Genomic DNA, 14,576 nt, shown 5'->3' on the forward strand with positions numbered 1-14,576 from the left:
CGTACATACAGGCGGGGAAAAACATGAATGAGAAATTCATTGAGAAAATGATTATAAAAAGTTTTCAACAATATCAATGTAATCCTATGTCAAATGAGGATCAGGAAATGCTAATTAAACATATTCAAACGATAATTCATTCAAATACTGAAATTGATGTATACGAGGCAGTTGAGGATATCGTTTACGATTATGTGACTGGAAAATAAAAAAAATAGGAGATTTCCATATGGAAATCTCCTATTTTTTACTTAATGATTTGCCTGCAACACGCTCAAATAAACCTGGGAAGAGAGCATAAAGTTTTGGACCCATGCCCATCCACTTCGGTAAGTTTACTTCACGCTTTTTCGTTTGCATCGATTTTACGATTTGCTCTGCAACATATGTTGGTTTTAACATGTATCGTCCCATATTTTTCACATATGTACCGGATTGATCAGCTATTTCAAAAAAGTTCGTATCTATCGGACCTGGATTAATCGCTGTTACGAAAAGATTTGTACTAGATAACTCCATGCGTAAACTATTCGTAAACCCTAATACTGCATGTTTCGTCGCAGCATACGCACTCGATTTCGGAGTTGCAATTTTCCCAGCAAGTGAAGCAATATTAATAATATGCCCTTCGTTTCTTTTCACCATATAAGGTAGTACCGCTTTCGTACAAGCTACTAATCCAAATACATTTACTTGGAACATATCTTTCACTTCATCCATTGACGCCTCTTCAAACGTTTTAAAAATACCAAATCCCGCATTGTTTACTAATATATCAATACGTCCTACTTCTTGTAATACCTTTGAAAAAACAGATTGTACTTCCGTCTCTTCACTTACATCTAATACATAGTAATAGCAAGGCGTATTATAGGTTTCTTTAATTTTCTCTGCTAACGCTTTTAATTTCTCTTCTGTTCTAGCCATTAATACTGGAGTCGCCCCCAGCTCTGCAACTTGCATTGCAACTTGCTCTCCAATTCCACTAGAAGCACCTGTAATGACGATTACTTTATTTTGTAAACGTCCTGTCATTGCTGTCACCTACTTTGCATAATAAATCAATTGTTGTGAAGATTCATCAATCATCACTTGTTGATTATATGCTAAAAAGTCTAATTGTCCAACAGTTTCTGAAATAGTAAGTGGCAATTGTTCCTTATATAATACTGGAAATAGTTTTACACATACTTCAAATGCTGTCATTGGTTTTTCCTTTAATAACTCAAGCACTTTAAACGCACGTGTTTCTTGCTTTTGTAATCTCGTTTCAATAAGTTGTTTCACATTTAGAACATCTTCTCCATGTCCTGATAAAATGCGTGAAATATTCATTTCACTTAAACGTTTTAACGTTTGATTATATTGTAATAATGGGCGTGCCCTTTCTGTTTGTCCTTCATATGGTGGTTCTAATATGGGATTCGAAGAAATATGACTAATGAGAGCATCCCCGCCAATTAATATTCCATCAGATTCTCTATATAATGAAATATGAGTGGAAGCATGACCTGGTGTTTCAATAACTGTAAACCCAGGTAAAGAATCAATACGATCTCCCTCTCTCACAGTATGCGTTAACGATCTATTACAAGAATACTTCAGTGTCTTTGACGTCAATAACGCCTCGTCTTTCAAAAATGCTGCTGGAACACCAAATTGCAAAGCTGTCTCTCTAAAAAACTCATGATAGCGCTTTAGAAATTCTGGATTTTGCGTGATCCAAGGCTCATTCCAAGGGTGCCCAATAATGTTCGTCTTCTCAGAAAATATATTTAAAAGCCCACAATGATCCGCATGATGGTGCGTAATGACTACTGTTTCAATATCTTCTATCATATATCCTAATGCACCTAATTGACTTTCTAACGCACTTCTTGCCCCTTCTGTCTTCGTCCCTGTATCAATTAATGTTAATGTCTCCCCCTCAACTAAAAACACATTCACAGTTTCAACTGCAAATGGCACAGGAATCTCCATTCGGTGAATCGCCGTCATGCTTAGCCCCCCTGTCTCTTTCCGGTTCAAAAATGAATACTTCTTCAGTTTACATCTTCTATATATATTTGTCATTATTTTCAGATAAAAAGAGGTGTTTCCTATAAAAAAACGAATGTATGTACATTTATAAGAATTTCTAACCAAATTTAAAGGAGGAACATCATGTCTATTCAAAACATTTCCTTTCTCGGTGCAGGCTCTATTGCTGAAGCTATTATTGGTGGCTTGTTACATGCAAATGTTGTGAAAGGCGAACAAATTACTGTAAGTAATCGTTCTAACGAGACAAGGTTGCAGGAGCTACATAAAAAATACGGCGTCAAAGGTACACATAATAAAAAAGAGCTACTTACTGATACAACTATTCTTTTTCTAGCAATGAAGCCGAAGGATGTTGCAGAAGCACTGACTCCTTTTAAAGAAGATATACATAATAACCTGCTTATTATTTCGTTATTAGCAGGTGTTTCTACTCACTCAATTAGAAACCTACTTCAAAAAGATGTTCCGATTATTCGTGCGATGCCAAATACATCTGCAGCTATTTTAAAGTCAGCCACTGCTATCTCGCCTTCAAAACATGCAACAGCGGAACATATTCAGACTGCCATAGCCTTATTTGAAACGGTTGGTCTCGTCTCTGTTGTAGAGGAAGAAGATATGCATGCTGTCACTGCATTATCTGGAAGTGGACCTGCTTATATTTATTACGTAGTGGAAGCGATGGAAGAAGCCGCAAAAACAATTGGTTTAAAAGAAGATGTTGCAAAGTCACTTATTCTTCAGACGATGATTGGTGCTGCTGAAATGCTAAAAGCAAGTGAAAAACACCCTTCTGTTTTGCGAAAGGAAATTACTTCTCCTGGCGGAACGACCGAAGCAGGCATTGAAGTATTACAAGAACATAAATTTCAACAAGCACTTATTTCTTGTATTACACAGGCTACGCAACGATCACATAACCTTGGGAAAACATTAGAACAACTAACAAAAGATAAATAAAAAATGGAGCTCAATCTTACTTGAGCTCCATTTTTTTATAAACATATATTGTTTAGTTATTAGTCTTCCCGAAAATCTCTTCTTGCAGACGGCGACCAGTTGGTGTTGCTGCAAGTCCACCTTCAGCTGTTTCACGAAGTGCTACTGGCATCGTTTGTCCGATTCTAAACATTGCCTCAATTACTTCATCACATGGAATTGTACTCGTTACGCCAGCTAATGCTAAATCAGCTGAAATCATTGCGTTTGCAGCTCCTGCTGCATTACGTTTTACGCAAGGTACTTCTACAAGCCCTGCAACAGGATCACATACTAAACCTAGCATGTTCTTTAATGAAATCGCCATCGCCGTAGCTGCTTGCTCCTGCGTTCCACCAGCCATCTCAACTGCAGCTGCAGCTGCCATGCCACTTGCTGAACCAACCTCAGCTTGGCATCCTCCCGCTGCACCAGAAATACAAGCGTTATTTGCAACAACCATGCCGAAAGCTCCTGCTGTAAATAAGAATTCAATCATTTCTTCACGTGTAGGCTGCAATTTTTCTCTTAGTGCAAATAGTACACCTGGCACTGTTCCAGCAGACCCTGCTGTTGGCGTTGCACAAATAATTCCCATCGCTGCGTTTACTTCATTTGTTGCAACAGCTTTACTCACTGCGTCCAAAATCGTATCTCCAGATAAGCCTTTTCCGCTATTCATATAGGATTGAACTTTTACAGCATCTCCACCAGTTAAACCAGTTGGTGATTTCACTCCGCGAATACCACGTTCTACTGCTTGCTCCATTACGACTAAGTTCTTTTCCATACCAGCAATTACTTCTTCACGTGAAATATTTCTTGTTTCCATTTCACATTGAATCATAATTTCTGCGATTTTTACATTTTGTTCTTTAGCTTGCGCCACTAGTTCCGCTGCGTTCCGAAACATGGTGTGTCCCCCCTGCAATTATTCCATAATAGTTACTTGACAAATATTTTGTTGCGCGTTTATCTCTTCAATCACTTCATCTGCTAATAATTCATCTGTTTCGATAACCATAAGCGCTCTTCTTCCTTTTTCTTTACGAGAAACACTCATTGTACTAATGTTAATCTCGTGTTTCGCAAGGATTGAAGCTACTGCTGCAATAGCACCAAAGCGATCGTTATTTACAATAAGTAGTGCTGGACTCGTGCCTGTTAATTGAAGATCGAACCCGTTTAATTCTACAACTTCAATTTTACCGCCACCAATTGAGCAAGCAACAACTTCAATTTCTTCTTCACCTTTATACAAACGAATTCTCGCTGTATTTGGGTGAGGTGCATTTGCATCTTCTTCAATGAATTCTACTTCAATTCCGCGCTCTTTTGCTATGTCTAGCGCCTCTGGAATACGTAAGTCATCTGTTTCAAACCCTAATATCCCACCGATCAGTGCTACATCTGTACCATGCCCACGATACGTCTTTGCAAATGATCCATATAATGAAATGCTTACTCTTTCTGGTTCATGACGAAACAGCTGGCGAGCAACTTGCCCCATTCTTGCTGCGCCTGCTGTATGTGAACTTGATGGACCAATCATAACTGGACCAATAATATCAAATACTGAGCGATACTTCATCATAACTCCCCCTAAACCTCTATGAAAAAATTTTTTACTATTCTATTAAGCTACCAAATCGGTTGCTTTTCCAGTTGTACTACGAACTTATTCCGCTATACGAATTGGATTGTTTTTGAGTAACAGTGAAACAATATATCCTGAAATAATACTAGTGACCATAATAAATAAGAAACTTCGCATTACCTTCATTTAAAAATAATATAAGCTAATCCAGAATAAAGTCTGGTAGCAATCCAAAGTTTAACACAGAACCACTTACAAGGATAGCATAAACAAGTGAAACTTTAATCGGTAGAGATCTTATCCATCCCACTGATTATTAGCCCACAAATAGCGGATAAATTATAATCTGCCCTCATTATAGCTTGTTTTTAATAAAACGCTTACTTTTAATGAATTTTAAAAGTTCTGAATAACAATCCGTTTTTGGTATTTGTACCACTCGTATGTCGTCTGACTTATATAACAGTTTCTCTAAATAATCGGTACTATGTATTTTTATCCTATATCTTCACATCATAAAAATTTTCTGTTTCATCCCATATAAGTATAAAATGATAACAGATTTATTTTAATTTTTTTTTAGAAATAAAAAAATGGCGACCTTTTGTCACCATTTTTTACACCATTATTATCTATCCACTGGAAATGATTTCAAATCCGTAGCTATTTCCGTATTAGAAAATAGCTCTCTTGCCTCTTTCCATAATTCCTTATATGTATCTCCTTGATAACGAGAACTAATATGAGTCAATATTAATCGTTTTGCATTTGCCTGAAGTGCAATACTCGCAGCTTGCTTAGATGTAGAATGAAAATAATCATACGCTTGTTGTTCATCTTCTGCCGCAAAAGTTGCCTCATGGACAAGTACGTCAGCGTCTTGTGCCAGCTCTCTACTCGCTTCACAATATCTTGTATCACCTAAAATGGTAATAATTCTTCCCTTTTGAGGCGGACCAATAAAGTCTTTTCCATTTAGTATCGTACCATTTTCTAATTCAACTACTTCTCCATCTTTTAAACGTTTAAAGAGCGGGCCTGGTTTCACACCCATCTCCAGCAATTTATCGACTAAAAGAGCACCTTGTATATCTTTCTCTACGATTCGATACCCAAAACATTCAATGCCGTGTGACAATCTTTTCGTTTCCACGTGAAATTCATTATCTTCAAATACAGTACCTTCTTCTGTTATCTCAATAATTTCAAGTGGATATTTTACATGTGTCGTACTTACTGATAATGCCACTTCAATAAATTGCTTAATTCCTTTTGGTCCATACACTGTTAAAGGTGTAGTCCCTCCTTGAAATGAACGGCTTCCTAATAAACCAGGTAAGCCAAAAATATGATCACCATGTAAATGCGTAATAAATATTTTTTCAATGCGGCGTGGGCGTACTGATGTATGTAATATTTGATGTTGCGTCGCCTCGCCACAATCAAATAACCAAGTCTGTCCTCGTTCTTCTAACAATTGCAAAGCAATTGCTGAAACGTTCCTTCCTTTCGAAGGAACACCTGCACCAGTTCCTAAAAATACAAATTCCACTTTCTTTCCTCCAGCTCTTTATATAATCTACCTTTCATCTTACGGAATGTTATTTCAAATGGCAAATCGAATTTACATAACCAATCATCTAGACAACTATATATCACGAACGTTATACTCAAAAAACTTAGTAATCGTTCGTGTTTTATGTTAAAATGATTATACTACATTTTAAGGGAGCGTTTTATTATGAAAGAAGCATTTCGTTTACAAACTGATTTTTCATCTTCATTTGATCGCTGGGTAAGTTCTTTCGTGTCTGATCACCCAGCACAATTAGAATGGACGACTTTGAAAGAATTAATCCATGAATATACAACAACACATACAAATGATTCGTTACCAACATATATTTCTTCAGCTTTAACATATTACGCACAACGCGTTTCAACAACAAACAGTTCAGAAATTGTTATTTTTGAAAATGCTACAATCTCATAATCTATAAATAAAAAGCACTGTAATCAGTGCTTTTTATTTATGTTCATTACAGTATTTATTTTCCAACCCTATTTCAAAAATACTTCGCTTATTTCCTACTATATAGCCATCATAAACCTATTTGATTTTTCAAAAAAAGATATTGACACTATAAATTTACAGTGCTAACATTCAAATTGTAATTGAATATGGTCTCTGTTAGGTGAGGCTCCTGTATAGAGAAACGCTGCTGCCCAAAAATGTCGAGAGACGCCAATGGGTCAACAGGAAAGGTCGGAATGAAGGCCTTTCTTAACGTAGCTGGTTTCAGTACCTATGCTATACAGTGCTAAAACTCAACGAGGGAGAGGTGCATGTATTTTTGTCGTACACAAAAACTGTTTTTATCTATGCTTACTAACAGTCTTTGTTGTGGACTCTTTTAACTGCGAATTCAGACCTTTACTCGTTTTGAGTAAAGGTCTTTTTATATATGCACCTTACTATGAAACAAACATAGCATATTCAGAAACTACTAAATTGTACGGAGGTGAGGAACAGTTGGCAATTGATGATTCGGCCCAGATACCCATATGTTTCACATTAATATTTCATCATGTAGGTAGGAAAGAAGCTGTTCCTCCTAATTTTAAATAGTCGAGTAACAGATTGTTTCCTCCTTCATGAAAAAGGAGGAACTACCGATGTTAAATTTACAAAGACAAGAAACAAAACATTCATACGATCAAGATCGCATGAAAACAAATAACAAATTATTGGTGGAAGTCGCAACACAAGGTGCAAACAAGGCGTTACAACTTTTAGAAACAACAGAAGATGGACTCTCTAAACAAGAAGCGGCTCGTAGACTTACTTTATATGGCCCGAATGAAATCGCTCATAATAAAACATCACCGTGGTACATTCAATTTCTACTGGCATTTAAAAATCCATTTATTTTTGTTTTATTAGCTCTCGGCGCACTCTCTTTTTTCACAGATGACATACAAGGAACCATTGTCGTATCTGTAATGGTAATGCTAAGTGCAACGATTCGCTTTCTACAAGAATTTCGTTCTCAAAAAGCTGCGGATCAGTTAAAAGCTATGGTTCGAACAACGGCAAGCGTCTTTAGAATAGATGGATTTGTACACGAAACAAAAAACGTAATGAATTTGAAGCAAAATGATTCAACCGAAATTCCAATTGAAGAACTTGTACCTGGCGATATTATTTCACTTTCAGCCGGTGATATCGTTCCGGCTGATGTGCGTATTTTATCAGCTAAAGATTTATTTGTGAATCAGTCTTCTTTAACTGGGGAAGCACTTCCTGTGGAAAAGTATGAAAACTGCTACCATACAGAGAATAAACATATGTTACCGAAAAACATGAAAAAAAATTACAATCCACTCGATATGGAAAACCTTTGTTTTATGGGTACAAATATTGTAAGTGGTAGTGCAAAAGCTGTTGTCATCTCCACAAGTACCGATACGCATTTCGGCTCTTTAGCAAAAAAGGTAATCGGCAAACGAGTAGAAACAAGCTTTGATAAAGGTGTAAACAAAGTAAGCTGGCTCTTAATTACATTCATGCTTATTATGGCGCCTATCGTTCTTCTCATTAACGGATTCACAAAAGGGGATTGGCAAGAGGCTTTCTTCTTCGCTATCGCAATTGCTGTTGGTCTCACACCTGAAATGTTACCTATGATTGTAACTGCTAATTTAGCAAAAGGTGCCGTTAACATGTCTAAACAGAAAGTAATTGTAAAACAACTGAATTCTATTCAAAACTTAGGTGCTATGAACATTCTTTGTACCGATAAAACAGGTACTTTAACAGAAGATAAAGTCGTACTTGTCCGGCATTTAGATCCAAACGGTAATACATGTAATCGTGTATTACACTTCGCCTATTTAAATAGCTTCTATCAAACAGGATTGAAAAATTTAATAGATAAAGCCGTTATGAAACATACAGAAGAAAACCAAAAGTTTAATCCATCCATTTTTCAAAAACTAGATGAAATTCCATTTGATTTTGCACGCCGGCGTATGTCTGTCATCGTGAAAGATATTTCAGGTGAACATACAATGGTTTGTAAAGGGGCAGTAGAAGAAATTTTATCTATTTGTAACTACACTGAAGTAGATGGAAAAGTTGTTTCTCTTACCGATGACATGCGCTCACATGTAAAAGAACTAAGTGAGACATTAAATAGTGAAGGTATGCGTGTTATTGCTGTAGCTTATAAAAAAGATAGACCAATAAATGATACAGAGTACACGGTACAAGATGAAAATGATATGATTCTCGCTGGATATATCGGCTTTTTAGATCCACCGAAACCATCTGCAGCTACTGCCATTCAAGCATTACAGAAACATGGAGTACAAGTAAAAATTTTAACTGGCGATAACGAAATCGTGACAAGAAAAGTTTGCAAAGAAGTTGGATTAAATATCGGTGAGCCTGTCCTTGGTTACGAAATCGATTCTTTACCTGATAAAGCATTAGCAAAATTAGCCGAAGAAACAACTGTATTTGCTAAACTAAATCCAATGCAAAAATCTCGCATTATACGAGTATTACAAGGAAACGGACACACTGTCGGTTATATGGGAGATGGCATTAACGATGCCGTAGCATTACGTGAAGCTGATGTTGGCATATCTGTTGATACTGCTACCGATATTGCAAAAGAGTCTTCCGACATTATTTTACTCGAAAAAAGTTTAACCATATTAGAAGCAGGTATTTTAGAAGGACGCACTACATTTGGAAACATTTTAAAATATATTAAAATGACAGCTAGCTCTAACTTTGGAAATGTATTTAGTGTGTTAGTAGCAAGTGCTTTCATCCCCTTCTTGCCGATGCTTGCCATTCACCTTTTAATTCAAAACTTGCTTTATGATATTTCACAACTGTCTATTCCATGGGACAAAATGGATAAAGAGTTTTTAGAAAAACCAAGAAAATGGGATACTGCGAATTTACGGAACTTCATTATTTGTATCGGTCCAATTAGTTCCATATTTGATATCATCACATATGTAGTCATGTGGAACGTCTTCGGCGCAAATACAGCTAGCGAACAATCATTATTCCAATCTGGTTGGTTTGTCGTTGGATTACTAACACAAACTTTAATTGTTCACATGATAAGAACACAGAAGATTCCGTTCATTCAAAGTACTGCATCAATACCAGTTCTTTTATTAACCGCTTGTATTATGGCAATCGGAATTTATATTCCATTCTCGCCACTTGGAGCAGCTGTTGGATTACAAGCATTACCACTTAGCTATTTCCCTTGGTTAATAGGAATACTATTAGGCTATGCTTTCTTAACACAGTTCCTAAAAAAAGTTTATATCAAAAAGTTTCATAGCTGGTTATAAAGTGAAGCTTTCATCAGCCCGCAAATAGCGGGATAAAAATGAGAATGGGTGGGTACTCCCCACTCATTCTCAAAAACATAACATGGACTTATATGTATGGAGGTGACCATGATGGTATGGTATGACATTGTATTAAGATTATGTATCGCAATTATTGTAGGTGCTTGCATCGGAATGGAACGGCAATGGAGACACAGGATGGCTGGATTACGGACAAATGCTCTCGTATCACTTGGTGCCTGTATATTTGTTTTATTATCCGTCATGCTTGATCACGATGCTAGCCCCTCACGTATTGCTGCTCAAGTCGTTAGTGGGATTGGTTTTTTAGGAGGCGGCGTTATTATCCGCGATGGTTTTAGTATTAGAGGGCTTAATACTGCGGCTACTCTATGGTGCGCAGCTGCTGTTGGTACTCTTACAGGCGCTGGTTTCCTCGTTGCAGCTATATTAGGTGCAACCGGCGTTTTACTGGCAAATATACTACTACGTCCAATCGCTCTCTTTATGAATCAAAAATCAAAAGAAGAATCACCTGAACAAACGAACTACTTCCTTTCTCTTACTTGTTCAGAAGAACATGAAGCCCATATTCGGTTTTTACTTATGCATATGGTCAGTTCTGAAGGCATTGGTTTAAAAGAATTGTATAGTGAAGACGTAGATTCTAAGCAAAAAGTGTGTATACAAGCTACATTACATTGCAATACAAATGCAGCAGTCTTAATTGAAAAAATAGTGAGCAGAATGCTATTAGAAGCTGGCGTTACTGCAGCTGGTTGGAAAACTTCATTAGATTTAGAAGCAAGTTAAAAATGAAAGGTGTCATGATATGTACAGCTTCATGACACCTTCTACATAAACTTATTTTCTAATTTTTGCTGAAAAGACTTTTCTTGCTTACGTAATAATTGACTACCTCGTTGTAAAAGGGGCATTCCATATTTATCATTAATTTGATCGATGACAGCAAGTAGCGGCTCTTCTTTCGCATCTTCTTCAAATGAAAACAAATCTAATTGTTTCACCGATTCTGTCTTCCACTCTATTTCAGTAGCTGTAACACCTAGTAAACGGACGGAATCACCGTCCCAATGTTGCTTCCATAAACGAGATGCAGCCTGAAAAATATCTCGTTCTTCCCAAATCGCATTTTTCAATTGCTTACTCCGCGTTACGGTCCGCCTATCATGATATTTAATCATAATTTGAATATTATAGCTGACAAGAGTTCGCTTTTGTAATCTTTTACTCACTGATTTTGATAGCCGTTCTAACATATCAAGTAATTCTTTCTCTTCATCCATATCCTTTGAAAAAGTCATCGAATTACCAACACTTTTATGTTGTCCCATTTGACTCGGATCAACTTCCCTATCATCCATACCTTTTGCCCGCTGCTTTAAATCAACACCATGCTTTCCAATTTTAGAGCGAATGATATGTTCGTTTCCTTTTGCTAACTGTTCAATTGTTTGTATATGAATATCATTTAATTTTTCAGCTGTTTTTTCTCCAATTCCATGCATTGCTCCAACTGGAAGTGGCCAAATCATTTCTGGAATATCTCGTTTTCGAAGCACAGTAATACCGAGAGGCTTTTTCATATCAGAAGCTGTTTTTGCTAGGAAAAGGTTCGGAGCAATTCCGATGCTACACGGCAGCTGCAACTCTGTTAATAATGCTTGTTGGATCATCTTTGCTATTTCAAGAGGTGAACCGAGTGCGTAGCAATCTGTAATATCTAAATACCCCTCATCTATAGAGACTGGTTGTATTTTTTCCGTAAAACGGGAAAGGATTTGAAACATTTGAAATGAAGCTTCACGATATAATGTAAAATTAGGACGCCTTACAACTAATTGCGAGCATAACCTTTTCGCTTCCCAAAGAGGCATCGTCGTACGTATCCCATACTCTCTCGCCTCGTAACTGCATGTTATGATAATTCCTTTTCTTTCTTTTTCATTTCCAGCAACCGCTAACGGCTTTCCTTGTAATGATGGGTCATGAGCAATTTCAACAGATGCGAAAAAACAATTCATATCTACATGTAAAATAACACGACCCTTTTTCGGATACATTTCTCGCATAACACTCACCCCTTCAAAGAACATTCGTTCCTTCATTATATCAAATTCATGCACAATATAATAATTACTTATTCTTTTTATCCCTATTTTTGCTATATTTAATACGAGTGATGGTTATTATTGTAAAAGGAGTGATTTGTTATGAAATCACACAGTAAACTCAACTATACATTTCTCGTTATTATATTAATCATCTTAATTAATTATTTATTACTCCCTATTTTTGCTATAAACGTAGCAGGAATCCTTCCAAGTCTACTGGGCATTATAACCAATGATATACTGCCATGGATTTTCTTATATTGGCTGATCCGCCTTGTAAAAGCAATCGAATCAAAATAAAAAGCGTGTAAATCAATTATGATTCACACGCTTTTTCTATTACATTACTTCGCTACTTCTTCAATAATTGCAACAACTAATTCTGCTGTTTTCGCTAATTCTTCAACAGGAATCTTTTCGTTTGTTGTATGAATTTCTTCATAACCAACCGCTAAGTTAACTGTTGGAATACCGTGTCCTGCAATTACGTTTGCATCACTTCCGCCACCACTTTGGTGAAGAGAAGGTGTACGACCAATATTTTCAGCTGCACGTTTTGCAACTTCTACAACGTGATCGCCATCAGCAAATTTAAATCCTGGATACATAACGTTTACTTCAACGTCTGCATGACCACCCATTTCTTTTGCAGTTGTTTCAAATGCTTCTTTCATTTTCGCAACTTGTACTTCCATTTTTTCATTGATTAAAGAACGCGCTTCTGCAAAGATTTGTACATGATCGCAAACGATATTTGTTTGTGTACCACCTTCAAAACGTCCAATATTTGCAGTTGTTTCAGAATCAATACGACCAAGTGGCATCTTCGCAATTGCCTTTGCTGCGATAGTAATTGCAGATACACCTTTTTCTGGGGCTACACCAGCATGAGCTGTTTTCCCGCGAATAATTGCATTCACTTTCGCTTGTGTTGGAGCTGCAACAACGATTTCACCAACTTTTCCATCGCTATCTAATGCGTAACCGTATTTCGCTGTAATGCGCTCACGATCTAATGCTTTTGCACCAACAAGACCAGATTCTTCTCCAACTGTAATAATAAATTCAATTTTACCATGCGGGATATTTTTCTCTTTTAAAACACGAATTGCTTCGAACATTGATGCTAATCCTGCTTTATCATCCGCACCTAAAATCGTAGTACCATCTGATACGATATATCCATCTTTAATAGAAGGCTTAATTCCATTACCAGGAACTACTGTATCCATATGAGAAGTGAAGTAAATTGTATCAACACCATCTTTTGTTGCTGGTAAAGTACAAATTAAGTTACCTGCACCATGACCAGTAACAGCCATTGTGTCATCTTCAAATACTTCTACACCTAAATCTGTAAATTTCTTTGTTAATACTTTGCAAATTTCTGCTTCAAATTTCGTTTCAGAATCTACTTGTACTAATTCCATAAATTCATTTACTAAACGTTCTTGATTAATCATAAGACCGCGCCTCCTGCACTACCATTATGTATGTAACACTATTAATTATAACAGAATTTCGCAAAACTTTCGAAATACAAGACAAAAAACAGACGGTTTATATGTCTAGATAACCATCTGCTTTCTATTACTCATTTAACAACACCCAGCGCATATGATCTTCCCATACTCCATTTACCATTAACATCTTCCTAGACACGCCCTCATATTGAAAGCCTATCTTCGTCACTACTTGTATAGATGCTAAATTTCGCGGCATAATCGGTGCTTCTATACGATGTAACTGAAACTCTTCGAAGGTAACTTGAATAGCTTTTCTAAGTGCTTCTGTCGTATAGCCTTTATTTAATTCTGCCTTATCTAATTTATAGCCGAGCACACAAGATTGATAAATGCCACGAACAATTAAATTAAATGAAATACACCCAATAACTTTTGTATCATCACCCTTTTTAAAAATCCAAAGTCTGATGATTTTACCTTCTGCAAACTCTTTTCTATCCTTTTGTAACTTTTTCTTCTGATAATCTAACGTAAAAAAATCATCCGGTCTATACTCTTCCCAAGCTTTTAAAAATTCACGATTTCTGTCGTAATATTGAAGAACTTTTTCAGCATACGACTCATCAATTTCCCTTAAATGTAAACGATTTGTTTCGTATATTTTCATCATCGTATCTCCATTCTTCAGCTTGCATAGCAAAAAACTTATATTCCATCATTATTATATATTCTCTACATACATACAAATTTCCTGTTATACTTTACACACACTTCTCGAATTTTGTCACTTCTCTCCCCTTGTCCACAATATCATTTCTCGTTACAATGATATTGTACTGATTTGCAAGGAGGTTTAACGATGCATAAAAAAGCTCAAAAAGTTATGGTTTATGTAATGCTAATTTCTATGCTTGTAACAACATTACTTGCTGGCGCAAGTATGTTTTGGTAAAAAGGACGATGTTTTCGTCCTTT

15 protein-coding genes, 1 pseudogene and 1 riboswitch are annotated in these 14,576 nt (G+C 36.5%); of the genes and pseudogenes, 7 read left to right on the forward strand and 9 right to left on the reverse strand.

From position 1 onward, the window contains the following. Positions 1-23 precede the first annotated feature (23 nt). Entirely contained in the window at positions 24-209 is a 186-nt protein-coding gene (locus tag MR115_RS05230; RefSeq protein WP_061678101.1) for a YqzH family protein, read from the forward strand. 31 nt (positions 210-240) lie between these two features. Here MR115_RS05230 and MR115_RS05235 read toward each other — a convergent pair whose 3' ends face one another. Continuing rightward, positions 241-1,035 (reverse strand): SDR family oxidoreductase, encoded by a 795-nt coding sequence (locus MR115_RS05235; protein WP_061678100.1) that lies wholly within the window; start codon positions 1,033-1,035, stop codon positions 241-243. A gap of 9 nt (positions 1,036-1,044) precedes the next feature. After that, a complete protein-coding gene (locus MR115_RS05240) occupies positions 1,045-1,998 on the reverse strand; it encodes an MBL fold metallo-hydrolase (RefSeq protein WP_242240297.1) in 954 nt (317 codons plus the stop codon). Positions 1,999-2,163: 165 nt separating this feature from the next. Here MR115_RS05240 and proI point away from each other — a divergent pair, with 165 nt between their 5' ends. Then, entirely contained in the window at positions 2,164-3,003 is an 840-nt protein-coding gene (gene proI, locus MR115_RS05245; protein ID WP_242240299.1) for a pyrroline-5-carboxylate reductase ProI, read from the forward strand. A gap of 52 nt (positions 3,004-3,055) precedes the next feature. On the opposite strand, the gene sdaAA is transcribed toward proI, so the two are convergent. From sdaAA to rnz, 4 genes and pseudogenes are all read right to left on the reverse strand, one after another. Continuing rightward, complete coding sequence (gene sdaAA, locus MR115_RS05250) at positions 3,056-3,934, reverse strand: L-serine ammonia-lyase, iron-sulfur-dependent, subunit alpha (RefSeq protein WP_098585272.1); 879 nt, start codon at positions 3,932-3,934, stop codon at positions 3,056-3,058. A gap of 18 nt (positions 3,935-3,952) precedes the next feature. Beyond that, positions 3,953-4,612 carry an L-serine ammonia-lyase, iron-sulfur-dependent subunit beta gene (gene sdaAB, locus MR115_RS05255; protein WP_061678097.1) on the reverse strand — a complete coding sequence of 220 codons (660 nt, stop codon included), beginning with the start codon at positions 4,610-4,612 and terminating at the stop codon, positions 3,953-3,955. 79 nt (positions 4,613-4,691) lie between these two features. Beyond that, positions 4,692-4,928: pseudogene (locus tag MR115_RS30215) on the reverse strand (hypothetical protein). Positions 4,929-5,246: 318 nt separating this feature from the next. Next, positions 5,247-6,170, reverse strand: a complete 924-nt coding sequence (gene rnz, locus MR115_RS05260; RefSeq protein ID WP_061678096.1) for a ribonuclease Z — start codon at positions 6,168-6,170, stop codon at positions 5,247-5,249. Between the two features lie 189 nt (positions 6,171-6,359). On the opposite strand from rnz, the gene MR115_RS05265 reads away from it, so the two are divergent. The 3 genes from MR115_RS05265 (at position 6,360) to MR115_RS05275 (ending at position 10,813) form a co-directional block, all read left to right on the forward strand. After that, positions 6,360-6,611, forward strand: coding sequence for a DUF3932 family protein (locus MR115_RS05265; RefSeq protein ID WP_000656495.1), 252 nt, complete (start codon positions 6,360-6,362; stop codon positions 6,609-6,611). Positions 6,612-6,798: 187 nt separating this feature from the next. Beyond that, positions 6,799-6,966: riboswitch (M-box (ykoK) riboswitch) on the forward strand. A 328-nt stretch (positions 6,967-7,294) separates the two neighbouring features. Next, a complete protein-coding gene (gene mgtA / locus MR115_RS05270) occupies positions 7,295-10,000 on the forward strand; it encodes a magnesium-translocating P-type ATPase (protein WP_242240302.1) in 2,706 nt (901 codons plus the stop codon). 111 nt (positions 10,001-10,111) lie between these two features. Then, on the forward strand, positions 10,112-10,813 hold the full coding sequence (locus tag MR115_RS05275) for an MgtC/SapB family protein (RefSeq protein ID WP_242240616.1): 702 nt from the start codon (positions 10,112-10,114) through the stop codon (positions 10,811-10,813). 41 nt (positions 10,814-10,854) lie between these two features. Here MR115_RS05275 and MR115_RS05280 read toward each other — a convergent pair whose 3' ends face one another. Further along, positions 10,855-12,093 (reverse strand): DNA polymerase IV, encoded by a 1,239-nt coding sequence (locus tag MR115_RS05280; protein ID WP_242240307.1) that lies wholly within the window; start codon positions 12,091-12,093, stop codon positions 10,855-10,857. 141 nt (positions 12,094-12,234) lie between these two features. Between MR115_RS05280 and MR115_RS05285 the strand changes: the two genes are divergently transcribed. Further along, positions 12,235-12,435 carry a hypothetical protein gene (locus MR115_RS05285; RefSeq protein WP_242240309.1) on the forward strand — a complete coding sequence of 67 codons (201 nt, stop codon included), beginning with the start codon at positions 12,235-12,237 and terminating at the stop codon, positions 12,433-12,435. A gap of 44 nt (positions 12,436-12,479) precedes the next feature. Here MR115_RS05285 and MR115_RS05290 read toward each other — a convergent pair whose 3' ends face one another. Together MR115_RS05290 and MR115_RS05295 are read right to left on the reverse strand one after the other, a co-directional pair. Further along, positions 12,480-13,598: a tripeptidase T gene (locus MR115_RS05290; RefSeq protein ID WP_000609805.1), complete on the reverse strand. Its 1,119-nt coding sequence runs from the start codon at positions 13,596-13,598 to the stop codon at positions 12,480-12,482. 127 nt (positions 13,599-13,725) lie between these two features. Next, on the reverse strand, positions 13,726-14,271 hold the full coding sequence (locus MR115_RS05295) for a GNAT family N-acetyltransferase (RefSeq protein ID WP_061678089.1): 546 nt from the start codon (positions 14,269-14,271) through the stop codon (positions 13,726-13,728). Between the two features lie 189 nt (positions 14,272-14,460). Between MR115_RS05295 and prli42 the strand changes: the two genes are divergently transcribed. Next, on the forward strand, positions 14,461-14,553 hold the full coding sequence (prli42, locus tag MR115_RS05300; RefSeq protein WP_000549040.1) for a stressosome-associated protein Prli42: 93 nt from the start codon (positions 14,461-14,463) through the stop codon (positions 14,551-14,553). The last annotated feature ends 23 nt before the right edge of the window (positions 14,554-14,576 follow it).

Source organism: Bacillus cereus group sp. BfR-BA-01309 (genome assembly GCF_022664315.1).
In the GTDB taxonomy this organism is placed as follows: Bacteria; Bacillota; Bacilli; order Bacillales; family Bacillaceae_G; genus Bacillus_A; species Bacillus_A mobilis.